This window comes from Evtepia sp. (genome assembly GCF_056797215.1).
Map to the genome: position 1 here is coordinate 1 of NZ_JBQILM010000003.1, position 18652 is coordinate 18652.

17 protein-coding genes are annotated in these 18652 nt (G+C 61.3%); all 17 read right to left on the reverse strand.

From position 1 onward, the window contains the following. A partial coding sequence (locus ACTOZL_RS01135) for an AbrB/MazE/SpoVT family DNA-binding domain-containing protein (protein WP_482476215.1) occupies positions 1 to 186 on the reverse strand: 186 nt, incomplete at its 3' end. 218 nt (positions 187 to 404) lie between these two features. Then, complete coding sequence (locus ACTOZL_RS01140; protein WP_482476217.1) at positions 405 to 1355, reverse strand: methyl-accepting chemotaxis protein; 951 nt, start codon at positions 1353 to 1355, stop codon at positions 405 to 407. 14 nt (positions 1356 to 1369) lie between these two features. After that, entirely contained in the window at positions 1370 to 2347 is a 978-nt protein-coding gene (locus ACTOZL_RS01145; RefSeq protein WP_482476218.1) for an FIST N-terminal domain-containing protein, read from the reverse strand. A 167-nt stretch (positions 2348 to 2514) separates the two neighbouring features. Continuing rightward, positions 2515 to 3216, reverse strand: coding sequence for an AIM24 family protein (locus tag ACTOZL_RS01150; RefSeq protein ID WP_482476219.1), 702 nt, complete (start codon positions 3214 to 3216; stop codon positions 2515 to 2517). A gap of 14 nt (positions 3217 to 3230) precedes the next feature. Next, positions 3231 to 4055 carry a TerD family protein gene (locus ACTOZL_RS01155; RefSeq protein WP_482476220.1) on the reverse strand — a complete coding sequence of 275 codons (825 nt, stop codon included), beginning with the start codon at positions 4053 to 4055 and terminating at the stop codon, positions 3231 to 3233. A gap of 15 nt (positions 4056 to 4070) precedes the next feature. Next, positions 4071 to 5129 carry a cysteine protease StiP family protein gene (locus ACTOZL_RS01160; RefSeq protein WP_482476221.1) on the reverse strand — a complete coding sequence of 353 codons (1059 nt, stop codon included), beginning with the start codon at positions 5127 to 5129 and terminating at the stop codon, positions 4071 to 4073. Continuing rightward, positions 5126 to 6259: a phosphoribosyltransferase domain-containing protein gene (locus ACTOZL_RS01165; protein WP_482476222.1), complete on the reverse strand. Its 1134-nt coding sequence runs from the start codon at positions 6257 to 6259 to the stop codon at positions 5126 to 5128. Before ACTOZL_RS01165 ends, ACTOZL_RS01160 begins: the two co-directional genes overlap by 4 nt. 4 nt (positions 6260 to 6263) lie before the next feature. Next, the gene (locus ACTOZL_RS01170) at positions 6264 to 7226 is read right to left on the reverse strand and encodes an HpcH/HpaI aldolase/citrate lyase family protein (RefSeq protein WP_482476223.1); all 963 of its coding nucleotides are present in this window, start codon (positions 7224 to 7226) and stop codon (positions 6264 to 6266) included. Next, on the reverse strand, positions 7162 to 7986 hold the full coding sequence (locus tag ACTOZL_RS01175) for an HAD family hydrolase (protein ID WP_482476224.1): 825 nt from the start codon (positions 7984 to 7986) through the stop codon (positions 7162 to 7164). Before ACTOZL_RS01175 ends, ACTOZL_RS01170 begins: the two co-directional genes overlap by 65 nt. Further along, positions 7983 to 9377: a S1C family serine protease gene (locus ACTOZL_RS01180; RefSeq protein ID WP_482476225.1), complete on the reverse strand. Its 1395-nt coding sequence runs from the start codon at positions 9375 to 9377 to the stop codon at positions 7983 to 7985. The genes ACTOZL_RS01175 and ACTOZL_RS01180 overlap by 4 nt, the downstream gene beginning before the upstream one ends. A 102-nt stretch (positions 9378 to 9479) precedes the next feature. After that, positions 9480 to 10070: a TerD family protein gene (locus ACTOZL_RS01185; protein ID WP_482476226.1), complete on the reverse strand. Its 591-nt coding sequence runs from the start codon at positions 10068 to 10070 to the stop codon at positions 9480 to 9482. Positions 10071 to 10090: 20 nt separating this feature from the next. Continuing rightward, positions 10091 to 10672 carry a TerD family protein gene (locus tag ACTOZL_RS01190; RefSeq protein WP_482476227.1) on the reverse strand — a complete coding sequence of 194 codons (582 nt, stop codon included), beginning with the start codon at positions 10670 to 10672 and terminating at the stop codon, positions 10091 to 10093. A 12-nt stretch (positions 10673 to 10684) separates the two neighbouring features. Next, entirely contained in the window at positions 10685 to 11266 is a 582-nt protein-coding gene (locus tag ACTOZL_RS01195; protein ID WP_482476228.1) for a TerD family protein, read from the reverse strand. A gap of 23 nt (positions 11267 to 11289) precedes the next feature. After that, on the reverse strand, positions 11290 to 12429 hold the full coding sequence (locus tag ACTOZL_RS01200; protein WP_482476229.1) for a toxic anion resistance protein: 1140 nt from the start codon (positions 12427 to 12429) through the stop codon (positions 11290 to 11292). Between the two features lies 1 nt (position 12430). After that, positions 12431 to 14704: a YceG family protein gene (locus ACTOZL_RS01205; RefSeq protein WP_482476230.1), complete on the reverse strand. Its 2274-nt coding sequence runs from the start codon at positions 14702 to 14704 to the stop codon at positions 12431 to 12433. A 54-nt stretch (positions 14705 to 14758) separates the two neighbouring features. Then, a complete protein-coding gene (locus tag ACTOZL_RS01210) occupies positions 14759 to 17353 on the reverse strand; it encodes a calcium-translocating P-type ATPase, PMCA-type (RefSeq protein WP_482476231.1) in 2595 nt (864 codons plus the stop codon). A gap of 274 nt (positions 17354 to 17627) precedes the next feature. Then, positions 17628 to 18533: a LysR family transcriptional regulator gene (locus ACTOZL_RS01215; RefSeq protein ID WP_482476232.1), complete on the reverse strand. Its 906-nt coding sequence runs from the start codon at positions 18531 to 18533 to the stop codon at positions 17628 to 17630. Between the last annotated feature and the right edge of the window lie 119 nt (positions 18534 to 18652).

Here is an 18652-nt window from a genome sequence, read left to right on the forward strand (position 1 = left end):
TAGCTGGGAGGAGAAATCCCCCAGGCCACCCATGAGGGAATATTTTTTGAACACCACGCCGCCGTCGCTGTTGGTGAAGATTTCTAAGGGGTCGCCCTCCCGAATCCGCATGGTGCGGCGGATTTCCTTGGGGATGACCACCCGGCCTAAGTCGTCGATACGCCGGACGATGCCAGTTGCTTTCATCTATAAAAACCTCCTGTGGTATATTTTTGAGAACACGCCTAGTATTTGCAGGGGAACATTCCCCTATGCGGGGAGGAAAGCGTGGAAGTTTTTTGTAATTCGATGGGTAAGCGGCGTTGCCTGCCTGAACCCCAAGAAGAAGGAGCAGTAAGCAACCACGCAAGGCGAAAGCCGGAAAAAAAGCCGGGGCTTCACAGCCCCGGCTTTGCTTTTTCTGTTTACCGCCCCTCCTGGGCGTCCTCCACCAACGGCGGCAGCTGGGAGATCATGTTGTCCATGTCCTCGAACATGGCGCTCTTGGTGGTCCCCAGGTTGCTGGCCCGCTTGATGTGGGTGATGACCTCTTGATACTGGTCCTTGATCTGGTCGAAGAATTGGAGGATGTTTTGCAGCTCCCCTTGGGAGTCCTGGATCACCCCGGAGATGGCCGACTGCACGTCTGTGGCCCCGTCAGCCGCCGAGATGATCTGGCGGAAGTTCTCCTCCGTCTGGGCCACGATGCCCACGCCCTGGCCCAGGGTCTGCTGGGAGGTGTTGATGCTGGCGCTGAGCTCTCCGGCCCGGAGCTCCACGTCGTTGACCCCGGTGTTGACCTCCTTGGCCAGCACCACGATCTCCTCCGCCAGCTGCTTCACGTGCTCCGCCACCACGGCGAAGCCCCGCCCCTCCACCCCGGCCCGGGCGGACTCAATGGAGGCGTTGATGGCCAGGATGTTGGTCTGGTCGGCGATGGACACGATTTTCCCCATGCACTTCTGGATCCCCTGGATGGCATCCTGGAGCTGGCTGAAAATCCCGGCCATCTCCTCATAGGAGGCCTGGATTTTCATGGAGGTGGCCGTCAGGGCCTCCATCTGCCCCTGGGCGTCGGACACCGCCTCCGCCACCTGGCCGCGCACCTGGGAAAAGCCCTCCGCGGTGTTGTCGATGTGGGAGAAGGAGCCGCCCAGCTCCTGCAATTTTTCCTGGAAATGGTCTGCCTCGCTGAGCACCCCGGAAAAGGTGCTGTTTACCAGGCTCAGCTCAAAGAGGGAGGCCACTTCCTTTTCCACCAGCTCCTTCTGGTAGCCCTTCAGGCTGTCGGCTACGTGGAGCACCGGGGAGAGCCCGGTTTTTTCTGGGGCTCGCTGGGGGGCCGGCTTCTGCCGGGTCTTTTCTGCAAACAACATGAGTGTATCCTCCCTTATTCAAAGACCACACAGGTCATGGACTGGTTGACAAAGCGGTCATTGTAGTGTTCCCCATAGCCCACCAGCCCGGCGTGGTTGCCCAGGGCCGCCATTTCCCGGAGATATTCCTGCATATAGCCCTGTTCGGAGAAGAGCTTGTAACGGAACAGGCAGTTCACAGAGAAGACAGCGGAGCGCCGGGGGAAGTCCTGGCAGATTTGGCGGATGGTGTCCTGGGTGATGGCCCGGTAGTCCCCCAGCTCCAGGAGGATGAGCACGTCGGAATCGTTCACCTGCCGGAAGCAGGCCAAGGCATTGCCCTGGACATCCTTGATGGAGATGATGCAGGTGTCGTTCCCGTTGATCTTGCCAAAGGGGTTTTGGAAGGTGCGGGTGAGGATTTCCTGGTCGGTGACGTGGAGGATGCTCTGATAGACCTGCTTGGCAGGGCGGCCGTTCAGGGAGCCCAGGATGTAGTTGGAGCGGTCGGTGCCGGAGGCGATGAAGCGGTAGTTCCCCAGCTGGTGGTAGATGTTTTCCTTATAGGTTTTCACCCGGCCATGGAGGTTGCGCACCAGGCCATAGGCCACCGCGTCGGGGTATACCCGGCCGTTGGCGGAGACCCGCCCCTGGTCGCCGGTGCCCCCCACAAGGGAGATACCCTGCTTGCGCAGGGCGGTATGGATGGTGGTGAGGACACAGGCGTCGTTGCCGCTGCAAAAGTCGATGCACACGGTGTCCTCCCGGGAACTGCCCACCTGCTGCATATCCCGTTCCAGGCGGTGGATGTACTTCACCGGCATGGTGGAGGCGTGCTCCAACACATTGGCCGCGGCGGTGACCCCGTCGGAAAAGGCGATGACCCCCACGCCGTTTTCCACAATGCCTGTCTGGTAGCTCATCCCGATGCAGCCGATGCTGGGGACGTTGGGGAAGAGCCGTTCTAGGGCCTGGACGTGTGCTTCAAACTGGGCGTCGTTTGATAACAGCATTATAAATTGGGGGCTGTGCAGCCCGCGGACCGCTTCCTCCAAATTTCCGCGTTGGCTCATACCAAAAAACTGTTTCATGCCGCTGTCTCCCTTATTATGGTTTTATATGTTGTTTAGATTATACTGTATCGTCTCCACCCTGTCAATATACGACTTGCCCCGTGGGTTTAGTCCATGGCCACCCGGATGCCCCCAGAGCGTTCCGAGGGCTGGATCACCACCGTCACTGGCTGGCCGCCGTCCCACTCAAAGGTGTAGGACTCCCCAGAGGCCTGGCCGATGAAGGTTTTCCAGTTCAGGTCCGTTTTGATCTGGGGGTCGCAATGCCCCTGGCCGATCCAGCAGATTACCGCGTCGGGGTCCACCGCCAGGGTGGCCCGGCTGGTCTGGTTGCTCAGCACCAGGGGGTTGCCGTCGGAGAGGATGGCCACGCAGGCGTTTTTCCCCTTCCCCGTGAGGGTGGAGGTGGCCAGCCCCTTCTGGGACAGGACGCCCTTGCCCAAAAAGCGGACCTGGTAGTCGCAGTCCTGGGTGAAGGCCAGGATGTTTTCCGACTCCACAGAGATGGTCTCCCCATAGGCCAGCTGGTAGATCACCACGTGCTGCCCCAGGTTGGCGTAATAGGTCACGGAATCGCCGCTCATGGTGACCTTCATCAGGGGCAGGTTTTCCCCCGTCACCCGGCGGATCAGGGAGCCCAGGGCCGCCTGGGCCAAGCTCTCCTGGGGGCCCAGGAGGACCTTTTCAAAGCGGTAGTTTTTGTGGGGGCTCTCCCCGGCGATGAAGGCCCCGGCCTTGGTGAAGAGCACGTCGTTGCCCTGGCAGGTGACCTTTAAGGTCAGCTCATTCAAAGTTTCAAAGGTAAGCATGGTTTCCTCCCCAATCAGCATAGTTCCACGCCGTAAATGGCGCACTGTCCCGCCAGGTCCTGGTGGACGCCATTCCCTACGGGGTTGAATTTCCACTGGCCCTTGTGGCGGTACAGTTCCCCAAGGGTCATGGAGGTCACAGTGGGATAATACTCCTCTGGCTGGTAGCTCAAAAGCACCTGGCCCCTCTCGTCCAGCAGCCGCAGGTAGGCGTCCTTCAGCATCCCGAAGTGGAGGTTTTTGGAAAACGCCTGGTCGATGGTCAGGACGAATACAATTTTCTGAACCTGGGGGTCCAGCCGCCCCAGGTCCACCGAGAGGCATGCCCGGTCCTGCCCGCTGGGTTCCTGGCGGACGCTGCCGTCAGGGCTCTGGGTCTGGCCGTAAAAGACGAACCACTCGTCGCCGGGGACCTGGCTGCGTGCATCCACCAGAAAGGCGGAGGCGTCCACGTCGCAGCGCTGGTCTGAGACGTTCCACCCAAAGCAAACCCGGAGCTTCCCACCCGCCTGCACCGGCAGGGCCGTCTTTTGCCCCTTGCCCAGGGGATTGGGCAAAGGCGGGAGAGCCATGGGGGCCACCGCCGGTGGGGCGACAGGCGGTGGTGCGTTCTGAGCCGCCGCCGGGGCAGGGGAGGGGGATGGCCTGGACGGAGCCTGCTGCCGGGGGGGCGTGTCCCGGCGGGGAGGCGGGGCAGCGGGGGGCCGCCCGCCCTGGCCTGCCCTGTTCAAGCGCAAGATTGTGTCCTTGGACAGGGGCGGGGTGGTTGTTTGATTTAAGGAGGCCAACGACTCCCGGCGCAGCGGGGGTGTGGTCCTGTTTGGCACATGAAATTCCATGGTGCTCCCTTCCCTTCACAGATCAGACAGGGTCTTGATGAGCCCGCAGACCTTGTAGTTTCCCAAGGGGACCGGGCTAGGCTCCCAAGGGACCTGCTTCTCTGCCGCCAACTGCCGCAGGTGCCCCAGGGCGTCCCCCCCATCAAAGGCCGGGTTTACGATGATTTTCCAGGGGAGGCGGCGGAGAAGAACCCGGGTGGCCTCCCCGATTCCCGGCTTGATGAGGTTGATGTCCCCTATGCCGTAGCAGGCGGCCACCGCCTCCACCACCTCGATCCCCTTGGGCCCTGTGGGGGTGGCGTCCCCTGCTTGGAGGCTGGGGGCAAAGCATGCTGAAATGCGGTCTAGGAATTGCTTGGACAAATCCTCCTCCGCCAGTGCGCCATAATAGGCCGCCCCGTGAAAATCCTGGGGGCCGATGAGGTCGCCGCGCAAAAAGGTCCGGCTCAATAGCCCTGTCACCGTGGCGTTGAGGCAGGAGGAGGGGATTAGGATATCCTCATGGGTCCCACACAGCGCCGTCAGGTTTGCCGGGTCTGCCAACACCCCCAGGCTGGCGTCCACAGCGGGGTAGTCTGCCAGGGCCTCCCGGAGCTGCCCCAGAATGGCCCCTTTCCCTGTCCAGCCGTCTACGAATTGCAGGCTGTTGGGGGCGTGATGGGCCAGGATGTGGCCCATGGCGTTGCGGTCGATGCCCCGCCCCCGGATAATGGAGATGGCGTAGTGCTTCACCGCCACTTGATGGGTGGCGAGGAGATACCGCCGCAGCAGGATACCTATGGGGATGCCCGCCCGGGCCAGGGAGACCAGCACCAGCTTGGGCCCCTTGCGCTGGTACAAGCGCTCTGCCAGAAGGGCCACGGCGTCGGCGGTGGCCTGGGCATAGCTGTCCAGGGCGCGGTAGTAGGCTTCCATATAGCGGGGGGAGGGCTTGTATTCCAGGGGGAGCATCTCACAGTAGTGGGTGCCGCTCTGAATCTTTTCCTCCCGCACCCTGGCGGGGAGGGGCTCCACCAGGCCGGTGATGTCTTTCAGCAGGAGTTCTACCTCCGCCGGGTCATAGCTGCTTCTCATGTTGCCCTCCACTGGATCAAGCTGATGTTTTGGTTGCCGTGGCGCTCCAACGCCCCCACGATGCTGGCAAGCCCTTGGTTCGTGCAGGCTTCCGCGTCGGTGACCAGAAGGACCTGGTCATAGGCGGCCAGGTTGTAGAGGAAGGTCCGCCGCCCCGCCTCATACACGCTGTCCAGGGGGTCCCGGGCATGGAGGGGATAGGCGGGGTCCGGGCTGATTGCAATGGGGCTGCGGGTGGTGGCGTGGAAGCGCACCACCCGGCGGGGGTCCTGCTCCTCTAAGGCCTGCCCCAGCAGCAGGCCAGGGAACATACACTCTTCCGTTCCCAACACAAGGATGGAGGAGGCACCGGCGGGGAGGGTCAGCTGGGAAAGGGCCTGGGCCACAAAGGCGTCACAGCGCCGCCGCAGGTCCCCGCTGGGCCCCGCCACCCGGGCCTCCCATCGTCCGCCAATTTCCACCACAGGCAGAGGGGCAGGGGAATACACCGGGGCCACCCCTGCCAAGGAGGGATAGGCATAGCCCGCGATTTCCTCCGCCCGGTATGCCTGGGGGATGCGGTGGAGGAAGCCCACAGGGATGCCCTGGGCCTCCCACGCCTGCAGCCGGGCTTCCTCCATGCTGTTGAGCAGGGAGAGGATGCCAAAGCCCAGGGGCAGGGCAGGGAAAGCCCCCTGAAGGACGGAGATCAAATGGGCGATGGTATTCCCCGTGGTGACCTCGTCCTCGGCGAACACCACCCGGTCCACCTGGGGCAAGACCTCTGCCAGATGGTCCAGCACCAGCCTCTGTTCCCTGGCATGGCTGTGGGACTCGGAGAAGAAGAGGTAGTCCGCCCCTGGGAGGGCCTCCCGGGTGGTGCTGCAATAGAAGTCCACATTGCCGGCCCCATAGGCCAGGGCGGCCCCAATGGCGGTGGCGGTTTCGGCAAAGCCCACCACCAGCAGCCGTTCCCCGGCAAAGCGCTGGGCGGCCTCCTCCGCCAGGCTGGCAAAGAGGGCCAGGGACCGGCTGGGGGAGACGGGGAGGTGCTTCCCCTGTAGGGGGTTCACATAGAGGTAATGGCGCTTGGGGTTGTTCTCCCGCTTGGCCACCTGGATCAGGTCATTTCCGTCAATCTGTTGTTTCATAGTCCTATACGATGCCGTAGAGCTCCGCCAGCAACAGGGTCTTTTGCGCCCAGTTGTAGTTGGTTCGGACCTCGTTCATCCGCTCCCCTCCATAGCTTTTTCCCACTTGCAGGCCGCTGCTGTCCCAGTTGAGGATGGCTTTGGCGTCCTGCAAATCCTTGCTGGTGACCTTGAGCATTTCGTTGACCACGGGGATCTGTTTGGGGTGGATCACCGTTTTCCCCACGAAGCCGTTGAGCCGGTCCCGTTTCAGTTCGGTGCGCAGCCCCTGTTTCCACTCGTCGTTGTGGCTGGAAAAGAACTCCCACACCGGCCCGGAGACCACATAGTCCCGGGAGAACACGGTTAGGATATCCCCCAAAAGCTGGGCCACAGGCAGGATGTCATAGATGGTCTCGTCGTAGTGCCGCCGGGCGGAGAACTGGTTGCAGAAGTCGTTGCCCCCCACCCGGACGTTGAGCACCAGCTCCCCCATGGCGTCGATGCGTTCCTTGATGGCAAACAGCCGTTCCGGACGGCCGGAGAGGTCCACGATGTCCGGGCTCTCCAAAATGGGCATCATGGCCAAGGGGCGTTCCGCCTGCCCGTTCACCGCTTCCAGGGCCTGGTTGTAGGCGGCGGCATTGGTGACGGTATACTTGGGGAAGATGAAGCCGGTCAAGATGCTCTGATAGCCTTTCACGGCGGCAAACAGCCGCCCCACCTGTTCCGGCTCCTTCACCCGGAGAAAGAGCTTGGGCAAGGTCAGCGCTTGCCTCTGGGTGGCAGTCCAGAGCTGTTGTAGGCTCTTCACCACCTGCCCCTCCGCCGCCGCCATCAGGTCGTCGGAGATGGTGTCCTCTAGGCACAGGGCCAGGGAGTAGGGCCCCCCCAGCCGCCCTTGGAGCACGGATTCGGCTATGTTAGGGTTCAGGGCGGGGGTGTAGAGCAGGGCCCCCACGCTGAACTTCTGTTGCGGGTTTTTCAATGCATGTTTCCTCGTTTCTCAGGGCCTCCAATCCCGCGCAGAGCAGGTTGGAGAATAGGCCGTCCCGGCAGACGGTTTTGTTTGGGTTGGCCACCTGCCCGGCGATGGCCCCTGGACAAAAGCAGTGGTCCGCCGCCTCTAGCATGGGCAGGTCAAAGGCGCTGTCCCCGGCGGCGATGCAGGCCCCCAGGCCAAACCGGGCCCGGTAGCGCCGGATTGCCTGCCCCTTGTCCAGGCTGCGGGGGAAGCAGTAGACCTTTCGCCTGTCCCCCAGCAGAACCAGCTGGCTGGTGTCTGCCTGGGCTTGGAGGCTGTGCAAGACCGCCTCCGGCTCCTGGGCCTTGACATAGAATAAGAAGGGGGGGACGCACACCAGATTTTCCGCCCCCGCCAGGGCACAGGCAAGGGCGTATGCGGCGTCAAAAGCCGGCTGCTCCGCCGCCGAGCGGGCTTCGGATTCCGCCTGCCACGCCGGGTCTGCCTGCCCATCCCGCAGGAGGATGGCCCCGTTGCACACCAGGGCGTCCCGCCAGCCGAAGCCCTGGACCATCCCCGCCAGCCGGGCGAACTGGGCGGGGGTGCGGGTGGTGACAGGGACCACGGAAAGCCAGTCCTGCCGGGCAAAGAAGCGGTGGGTGGATTCCGTCAGGAAGCCCTGGGGCTTTCCCTGTAACTGTTCCACCCAGCGCTTGGGTTCCGGGGTGCTGTGGCGGTGGGAGTAGAGCAGGGTATTGTCCAGGTCGGTAAACAGGGTGGTCACGAGCTGTAAAACCCCCGGGCGAAGAGGCGGATGTTCTCATAGCCCACGGCCAGGTTGATGTTCTGCCCCTGGTCGAAGCCCGCGGTGCTGATGCCGATGAGCTCCCCGGCCATGTTCAGTACCGCCCCGCCGGAGCTCCCGTGGGAGATGGGGGCGGTGAACTGGATCATGTCCACGTCATTGATCTGGCGGAAGCCGGAGATGATGCCGTCGGACACAGAGTTGAACAGGCCCAGGGGGCTGCCGATGGCCACCACCTTTTGTCCCCGCACCAGCTTTTTCCGCCCGTCGTAAATGGGCAGGACCTGCAGCTCCCGCTGGATGCGCAGCACCGCCAGGTCCAGGTCGGCGTTGTACTTGATGACCTCGTCGGTGGGGTACACCGTCTCGTCCTCCTCAATGCGCACGGAGAAGGAGCGCCCGCCCCGAATCACGTGGAAGTTGGTGAGGAGGAAGCCCTTCCGGCCGATCATGATCCCGGAGCCGGTGGCGATGGGCTGGCCCTTGTCCCCGTGAACCGTGATCATCACGATGGAGGAGGCCAGATTGGCCAGGGCTTCAAAGCTTTTCTCCTGGGCCCCGTGGCCAGAGGATGCCGCCGGGGCGGGGGCTGCCCGCCTTGCCCGGGCGGGATGGGGCGGGATGGTGAGGGTTGGGGTGGCTCTGGCAGGGCTGGGCTGAGGGGTATGTATTGGCTGGGGGGCAGGGGAGGCCGCCTGTACCCTGGGGGCGAAGCTGGGCAGGGGTTGTTCCCCATAGGGGCCCAGGGCCAGGGGTGCGGACAGCTTTTTCAGCGCGTCCCCCACCTGGACTTCCCCCCGGGTGTTCAGCAGTAATACGTCGCAGCCCAGGAGGGTGAGCAGGTAGAAGAACAGGTAGGGCTGTTCCTTCTGGACGTTCTCCGCCACTACTTTTAGACTGCCCTGGGGCGACCATTGGGAGAGGAGGCCCCCCAGCAAGCTGTCTGTCCAGTGCCACAGCTTTACAGCGAAATTTTTCAAAATGGTCTCCGAGGCCCCGGCCTTGACGCGTTGGTATTGCGCCAAAGTGTCCTCCGTGGCCTGGGCCAGCACCTGGGGGAACAGAGGGTCCCGGCAGCTTAGATGCAGCCGCAGGGGTCCCCCGGCGCGCCAGGCCTCATAGGCCCCGGTATAAAAGGCGGTGTCCTCTGGGGATGTGAGCTTGGGCAATGCCTCCGGCAGGCGCAGGTACGTGGGGCCCCCCAGGCGGTCCATGTCCTGGACGGCAGCGGCCATGTTGGGCAGCGCCCCTAGGGCCCGGAGGAAATAGACCTCCCGCTGGCCCTCCGCATAGCCCCCATGGGCCCGGAGGAAGTCCTCCAAGGAGCGGATGGCCCCGGGGTTGTGCCGGTAACGGATGGCTGTGTTCATATGACCCACCTCGCAAGGGTTAAAATCGCAACAAAGACCAAATGGAGAGATCCCAGATCCCTCCATTTGAAGTCAGGCTGCGTCAGAAGCCAAGGCTGCGTGTTAAAGATACCGGCGGGCAAACTCCCCGATGCTGTTGTCTGTGGTGCCCTGGCCTACGGCGTTGAACTTCCACTCGCCGTTGTGGCGGTACACCTCGCCGAAGAGCATGGCTGTCTGGTTGGAGTAGTTTTCCGTCAGGTTGTAAATGCACATCTCGCTGTTGTTGCGCCCGTCCACCAGGCGGATGAAGGCGTTTTGGATCATGCCGAAGTGCTGATTGCGCTCCCGGGCCTGGTAGATGTTCACCGCGATGACGATGCGGTCATACTCGCCGGGGACGCTGTTCAGGTCGACGATGATCTGCTCGTCGTCCCCGTCCCCGGCGCCGGTGAGGTTGTCCCCCATGTGGCGCACGGACTGGGTGTAGTGGGTGAGGTTGCCGAAGTAGACCACGTCGTTGTTGTCCACCAGCTTGCCGTTTTTCAGCAGGATGGCAAAGGCGTCGCAGTCGATGGGCTGGGGCTTGGGGGCGAAGAAGCCCTTGCGCTTCTGCTCCACCTCATCCCAGCCCAGGCCCACCACCACGGTGGAGAGCCCGGCGTTTTCCTTGGATAGGCTGACCTTTTGCCCCTTTTGTAGCTTCACAGACATTGGATGTGTCCTCCCTCTCTTTATTCTGTATCTATGCCATAGCTGGCGCAGATGGCCGCCAGGCCGCCCTGGTAGCCGCTGCCGATGGCGTTGAATTTCCACTCGCCGCCGTGCTTGTAGAGCTCGCCGAAGATGGCGGCGGTCTCAATGGAGAAGTCCTCCCCCAGGTCATAGCGCAGCAGCTCTTCCCCGTTGGTCTCGTCATAGATCCGGATGAAGGCGTTGTTCACCTGGCCGAAATTCTGCCGCCGCCCCTCCGCGTCGTAAATGGTCACGGCAAAGGCGATTTTGCTGATGGTCTCCGGCACCTGGGTGAGGTCGATTTTGATCTGCTCGTCGTCCCCGTCCCCCACACCGGTGAGGTTGTCCCCCTGGTGGACCACGCTGCCGGAGGGATGGGCCAGGTTGCCGTAGAATACGAAATCCTCCTGGCGGGAGACCTTCCCGCTGTCGCTGAGGAGGAAGGCGGAGGCATCCAGGTCAAAGTCCCCGCCGGTGTCGAACTGGTTCACGTCCCAGCCCAGGCCGACGACCACATTGCGCAGGCCGGGGTTGCCCTTGGTGAGGCTCACTTTTTGTCCTTTTGTCAGGTTTACAGGCATGGTGTTCTCTCCTTATTCCGCGTCGATGCCATAATGGGCGCACAGGGCCGCCAGGCCGCCCTGGAACCCGCTGCCAATGGCGTTGAACTTCCACTCGCCGTTGTGCTTATACAGCTCCCCCACCACCACGGCGGTTTCGATGGAGAAGTCCTCCCCCAAATCGAAGCGCAGCAGCTCCGTGTTGGTGGCGGTGTCCATGATATGGATATAGGCGTTGGACACCTGGCCGAAATTCTGCCGCCGGGACTCCGCCTCATAGATGGTGACGGTAAAGGCGATTTTTTCGATGTTCCCGGGCACCAGGCTCAGGTCCACTTCGATCTGCTCGTCGTCCCCGTCGCCCTCGCCGGTGAGGTTGTCGCCCATGTGCTTCACCGCGCCGCTCTCATGCTCCAGGTTGCCGTAAAAGATGAAGTCCTTGTCCATGGGGCACTTGCCGTTGGCCCCGGCCAGGAAGGCGGAGGCGTCCAGGTCAAAGTCCGCCCCGGAGTCAAAGGCGTTCACGTCCCAGCCCAGGCCCACCATGATATTCTTCAGGCCGGGGTTGTCCTTGCTGAGGTTTACTTTTTGTCCTTTGGTCAGATTGATAGGCATACTGCGTCCTCCTTATGATGTGGTCAATTTTTGTTGGGCATGTGATACATCTGGTTGAATTCCTGCTTGATGGATTCCAGACGTTTTTGATCGTCGATGCGCTGCTTCCGGGCGTTTTCCTGGATGGCCTTGGTCTCGTCGATGCCGTTGACGATGGTGCGCCAGGTGGTCTCCAAGGTCTCGATTTTGATGGAGCTGCCGGAGGCCATGCGGGCGGTCATCTTGGACTGCTCCACGGTATTCCGGGCGTTTTTGATGAGCATTTCGTTGGTTTTGGCGTCCAGGGCCGCCATGGACTCCGCCTGGATGCGCTGGCGCTTGAGCATGATGGCCTGGGCCAAGGCCTGCTTGAACACCGGCAGGGTGATGATAAAGGCGGAGTTGATTTTCCGCACTAGGTTCATGTTGCTGAACTCCATGGTCTTAATCATGGGGATGGACTGCATGGCCACATTCTCCGCGGTGCGCAGGTCCTGGGTGCGCTGTTCCAGCATCATCAGGGCCTGGTTCAGGCTGGTGAGTTCAAACTGGATGGAATTGTCCCCGCTGGCCTCCATGTCCGCCTGGCGCTGGGCGATGTAGGCCTCGATTTCCCGGCAGCCCTGCTCCCCCGCCAGGATGTAGCGCACCAGCTGGTGGTAATACTCCACATTGGCGTCAAACATCTGGTTCAGCTTGCGGTTGGACTGCTTGATTTCCGATTCATACTGCTTGAGCTGGACGTAAATTTTGTCCACCTCTTCCCCCATGGTGTGGTACTTGCTGAGGATTTTGTCCAGCTGCCGGCGCATGTTCCCAAAGAGCTTGCCAAAGAGGCCGGGGTTGTCTTTGACCTCCTCGATGTCGAACTTGGACATGATTTTTGCCAGGGAGTTGAGCATCTTGCTGGACTCATCCAGCTGGGACATGTTCATGCTGTTGAGGACCACGTCGGAGGCCTTGGAGATTTCCTCGGCGGCGTGGGCGCCGAAGGTGACGATGGTTTCCATGTTGTCGATTTCAATGGTGCTCACCAGGTCGTCCACCTCCTGGGAGTTCACCAAGGTCTGGTTCATCTGCTGCCGGTCGGCCACGATGTCGTATTCCTGCACCGCCAGCTCCATGGATTCCTCCGGGGCGGGGGCGGCGGCCTGTGTTGTGGATTTCGTGAAATCAAGTCCCATGTCAGGTACCTCTCTTGAATAGTTTCTCACGCCAGGAGGGGCGTGGATTGGATGAAATCGTGTCAAAATTCGGGACGGGCAGGTCGTAGAGATAGTCCCCGATCTGGTGTTCCTCCACCACCGGACGGTTGAAGAAACGCTCCACGCACTGGTACCCTGTGGGCACGAAGAATAGGATGTCAAAGCCCACCAGGTTCAAAAACGCCGCCTGGATGGTGTCCTCTAGGGAGAGCACCGTCTCCCCGGGGATGAGGTACACCAGCTTGGGGTTTTTCTTGGTAAAGTCGAACTTCTGCACCAGGCGCAGGATGGACTTGTCCAGGTTCAGGGCGGTGGAGACAATGGTGTACTCCGTTCCGTTCTCGAAGGTCCCCTTGATGAGGGCTTGCTCGATGAGCAGTTGGAGCTTGTCCAGCAGGTGGTCCTGCATGGCCTCCCGGAGGAAGCCATAGGGGTAGGCCTTATGGGCCTTGAGCTTCCCCTTTTGCAGGCGCCCGTTTTTGAAAAACTCTGTGGCAAAGGCCCTGATGGGGTTGGGCTCTGTGCCGCTGCGGTGGGGGACGGAGGAGATCAAATGGGTGTCTGGGGTGAGCAGCTGTTTGATGCCCGCCCAGTAGGCGGGGACATTCCCGTCCTTCACCCCGGAGACCTTGGAGAAGATCACCGGCATGGTCACCACCTCCTGGGCGGTGGCGAAGTTGGGGCGGTATTTCAGCTCCTGGTCCCAGAGGATGGCGATTTCCTCATAGATGGTCTGTAAGGTTACGGCGTTGCCCTTGGCGTACTGCTGGTTCCGGTAGAGGCCGGAGTCCTGGTACATCAGGCTGTCCAAGTCCCGTTCCGCCTGGTAGGCGGCGGTGGCCAAGCGCAGGTCTCCGTCCTCCTCTGGGTATTGGGAGACGGTGAGGGAGAGGGGATGGTTTACTGTGTACAGCAGCCGGTCCTCCAAACAGCAGCTTGCGTTGCGGTCGGGCTGAAACACCAGCACGTCCACCGGCAGCCGGGCCAGGAAGCGGCAGAACAGGGCTTCGTTTTCGTTCTTGCAGCCCCCCAGGTAGAGGAACGCGGCGATTTCTGGAAACTTCCACTGGCCAAAGAGCTGTTGCTGGTAGCGTTTCAGCCAGCACAGCAGGTAGACAGCCCGGTTGGTCAGCCGGTTCAGCTTCCCCGGCTCCCGCTGCCCCTCCTCCAAGAGCAGGTCAACGAAAGCCCGGACCATCAGCCGCTGCAATTCCTGGCTGGCGCTGTATTGGAGGTTGGAGGACAGGTCCAACACCAGCTGGTTTAGATCCTGGTAGTTCCTCCGGCGGATGCCGCCGATTTCCTCCATGGTGGGGGGCGGGATGGCCCCGCTGAGGATGACCAGCCGCCGCTTGGTGGTTTTCAGCTCCAATTGGAGCTGGTAGAGCTCGTTTTGATAGGTGAGCTTGTCCTCCACCCCGGTGATACGGCAGAAGCAGTTGTAGAAGAACTGGGGGTCCGAGCCCCGGGAGGGAAAGTCCCGGCGGACATCCTCCAAAACCTTGCCACTGATCCAGGCGTTGGTGCAGTTGGCAGTCTGGGGCTTAGGCCCATACAAGCGCTCCCGCTGGGCCGCCTCCTGCATCTCCTGCCGAAGCTGCTTGAGGGAAAAGCCTGGGGGGAAGGGGGTGAAGTCTGGCAGGGTGAAGTCCTGGGAGGTCTTGGATTGGGGGTCCAGCCTTTGGTACGCGCTGTCCCCCTGGTATTGCAGGAGAAGGATGTCGCAGCCAGCCAGGGACAACACGTTCATCAACAGCAATTCGTAGCTGCCAATGCTGCCGTCGTAGAGGATTTTGGGGAGGGTCTCTTCCCCCAGGTGGTTGACGATGCGTTCAAACTTGTAATAGAGCCAGCACATGAACTTGATGTAGGCGTTTTTCAGCATCATGTCCGTTTTGCCGCTTTTTTTCAAGTCCATCAGGGTGTCGTAAATGGCCCCAGCCACGTTGTTGCGCTGGCTGTCGTTCATCCTGGGGAGCCACTTTTTCAGGCTGGTGAGGAGGAAGCCCATGTTTAGCTGGAACTCCATCCCCATGATCTCGCCATAGTAGGCCAGGTTGTTGTTGTCGGGGTTTTGCAGCTTCCCTTCCAGGATTACCCCGGAGGCCCGGGCGGCTGTGTAATAGCGCTGGATAAAGTGATGGACCTGCTGGTTATACCCGTTGAGCCGGACGAAGTATACCCCTGGCGTACTGCGCTGTCCCAGCGGGAGAAAGTAATCATCCAGTTGTACCAACGGGGTGCGTTGCAGCATAGTGGGTCCACCTTTTCAGCTGATTGGGGGATGGAAGGGGCATAGGAGAGCCGGTCACGGCCGGTGGGTGAGGGCCTTGCGGACCATGTCAATGGGGATCACCAGGAAGGCCAGGATGAGGCACACCAGCCAGGACTGGGGGGTGAGGGCCTCTACGCTGAGTACGTCCCCGCCGAAGGTGACAAAGACGAATTGCAGCAGGAAGATGGCCAGCATCACCAGGAGGAAGTTCCGGTTCCTGCCCAGGTTTTCAAAGGGGTTGATGTGGCTGGTCCGGGCGTTGAAGCCGTTGAAGGTGATGGCCATCATGAAGGTGGCGAACACGGCGGATTTCAGATAGGTCATGTCCACGTCCCCGAAGAGGTTCTGGATGGCGGGGAGGAAGAGGATGCCCAGGCAGGCCACGGTGATATAGGCGGCGCTGATGAGCACTTGGGTGAACATCTCCTTGGTGATGATGCCCTGGGTGCGGGGGATGGGCTTGTCCTTCATATATTCCCGCAAGGCCGGCTCACTGCCAAAGGCGATGGCCGCCAGGGTATCCATGGCCAGGTTCACCAGCAGCAGCTGGATCACCGTGAGCACCACGTTCACCCCCAGCAGGGGCCCAATGAAGCAGGTGAGCACCGCCGATACGTTGACCGTCAGCTGGAAAATCAGGAACTTGCGGATGCTCTTAAACATGGTCCGGCCGTAGAGGATGGCCTTTTCAATGGAGGAGAAGTTGTCGTCCAGAATGGTGATGTCCCCGGCCTCCTTGGCCACCTCGGTGCCGCTGCCCATGGCAAAGCCCACGTCGGCCTTTTTCAGGGCGGGGGAGTCGTTGACGCCGTCGCCGGTCATACCCACCACGTAGTCCAATTCCTGGGCCACCCGCACCAGGCGGCTCTTGTCTGTGGGCAGGGCCCGGGAGACCACCCGCAGCCGGGGCAGGATGGCCTTCAATTCCTCGTCGCTCTTCTCTGCCAGCTCGGCAGAGGTGAGGGCCACGTCGCCGTCGCTGGTGAGCAATCCCGCCTCCTTGGCGATGGCCACGGCGGTTTCCTTCCGGTCGCCGGTGACCATGACCACCTGGATGCCGGCGTTCTGCACTTCCTTGATGGCCTCAATGGCCTCCTTGCGCACGTTGTCCCGGATGCTGATGACACACACCAAGGTCAGGTCCCCCTGGTCGGAGGGGCCGTCCACCTTTGCCACCGCCAGCAGGCGCATGGAGCGGCCTGCCTGGGTGTCGATATAGTGGGTGAGGGCGTCCTGCCCTGCCAGGGCTTTCACCGCGCCGGTCTCGTCCACATAGTGGGTGCAGCGCTCGATGATCTTCTCCGGTGCGCCCTTAATGTAGGTGACGCTCTGGCCGTCCCGGTTGAGGGTGACGCTGGAGGACTTTTTGTTGGAGTCAAAGGCGTGGAAGCTGAGGACTTCCTCTTTGTTGATCTGCTGGGTGGCCTGGGCCTCCACCAGGAAGGCCATCAGGGCCCGGTCTGTGCTGTTGCCGCCGATGATGGCGTCATTGGACACCACGGCGCTGTTGTTCACCCCGGTGCCGGTGACAACATCGGCGGCCAGGGCTGGGGCGATGGACTGTAGGTCCGTGAACACGGCTAGGTTGCCGGTGGACATCTCCACCACAGAGAGCTTGCCCTCGGTGATGGTGCCGGTCTTGTCGCTGAAGAGCAGGCTCAGGCTCCCCGCCGTTTCCAGGCCGTTGATTTTGCGCACCAGGACGTTGTCCTTGGCCATGCGCAGGCTCTGGAAGGAGAGGAGGATGGAGGTGAGCATGGGCAGCCCTTCGGGGACGGCGCAGACGATGATGGTCACCGCCACGGTGATGGCGTCCATCACCAGCCGGATCCACGCATAGATTCCGCTGGGTATTGCCCCGGTGAGCAGGGTTTTGAGCAGGATGCCAGCCACAATGGCGATGGCGCCCACATAGCCAAAGGTGGAAATCTGCTTGGCCAGTTTGCCCAGCTTCACTTGGAGGGGGGTCTCCCGGGTGTCCTCCTGGACTTCCAGGGCCAGTTCCCCAAAGAGGGTCTTGTCCCCCACCACCTTGACTGCTAAGAAGCCCTCGCCGCCGCAGACCACGGTGCCGCGATAGGCGTAGTATTTGTTCAGCAGGTCCTTAATATCGTAAGTGGCCCCCTCTTCCAAGGGGATTTTCTCGGCCTCCTCGGTCTCGCCGTTGAGGGCGGCTTGGTCCACGAAGAGGGTCCCCTCCACCACGGTGCCGTCGGCGGGGAGTTTATCGCCGGCTTGGAGGTAGACCAGGTCCCCCACCACCACGTCGCTGACGTGGATTTCACACAAGGCGCCGGAGCGGATGACTTTTACCATCTCCTTGGCTTCCTCCTCCTCCTTCAAGGCGGAGGCCTTGCCCTCCTGCTTGCTCTCGCTGACGGCGGCCACGCCGTTGGCAATGAGGATGGCGACGAGGATGCCCACTGGCTCAAACCACTCTGCCTGCCCCAGGCAGAACAAAATGACCTGGATCACCAGGGCGGCCAGGAGGATCATAATCATAGGGTCCTTGAAGCCCTCCAGGAGCTTCTTCCACAGTGGGTCCGGGGGGAGCTGGGTCAGGGCATTGCTCCCGTGTTGTTTTCGGCTTGCTTCTACCTCTTGGGGTGACAACCCTTGGAATTTCATGTTACATTCTCCAATCGAAACATTCTGCTGTGATGCTGAGCATTGCGTGTTCTAAATTGTGACAAAAACCCGCAATTTTAGTCTATATTATACAAAACACCGCTGCCTATGTCAACACGATGGCTGGGAAATGGGATAGGATTTTGACGAAAGGCAGGGCGGGGGGCCGAGGGAAAGAAAACAGGAACCGGAGGCGGCAGGGGCCTCACGGTTCCTGTTCGTTTTTTCCGGTATAGATGGGGTTGGGGGGAGGGCTCCGGCCAGGGGCTGCCTCTTAGAAGAATCCAGGGTTCCCCACCCCGTGTTGGGTTTCCTCCCGGAAGTAGTCCCGGAAGATTTCCGCGCTGGGGGAGAGGGGGGGCGACTTTTTCCAATAGAGCTTTTTCACCAGGGGGAAGTCGGCGAACTCCCGGATTTTCAGATAGGCGGCGTGGGAGAATAGGGCGGTCTCCCGCTCCATGATCCGCTGGGTGGTGATGATAACCCCCGGCCCCTCCTGGAACATACGGAAGCGCAGCATGTATTCCATCACCCGGATTTTGGAGGGCTGGAAGCCGATGGCGTCCAGGATTTGGTCTACGTACTGCTGGAAGGCGTCGGTCTTGGGGCGGAAGAGGAAGAGGTCATTTTGCAGGTCGAAGATGCTCACTTCCCCCTGCTGGGCCAGGGGATGGCCCTTGGGGACCCCCACCACCAGGTCGCTCTGGAAGAGCTCGCAGTGTTCCAGGTTGCTGTTGTCCAGGTTCAGGTCGGTGAGGATGAAATCCAGGTTGGCCTGGTCCATCAGCTTCCCCTGGCGGTCTGGCTCCCGGCTGATCTGATGGATGTTGATGTCGGGATATTTGGCGCTGAAGGGGATGAGCAGGTAGTTCCACAGGGCGCCGTCCTGGACAGAGAAGCGGACGTTTTTGGAGTGGCGCCCCTGGGCGGCGTGGAGGGCCTCCACCCCATGGTCCAGGGCGGCGAAGGCCTCCTCCACATAGGGCAGGAACTGCCTGCCGTATTCGCTCAGGCGCATGTTGCGCCCCACCCGGTCGAAGAGCTGGACCCCCAGCTCCTGTTCCAGGCTTCGGATGCCCGCGCTGATGGCCGACGGGCTCACGTGGAGCTTTTCCCCGGTGCGCTGGACGTGTTCGATCATCGCCACTTCCCGAAAGTATTCCAGGTGCAGCAGGTTCATGGATGACCCCTCCTTGTTGGCCGGCAGCCCCTGGAAGGGAGGGCAGACGGCCTGATACCAGTTTGTCATTTGATACAAATAAATGAATGGTTTGTTCAAAAAGCTGAGATGGACGAGAG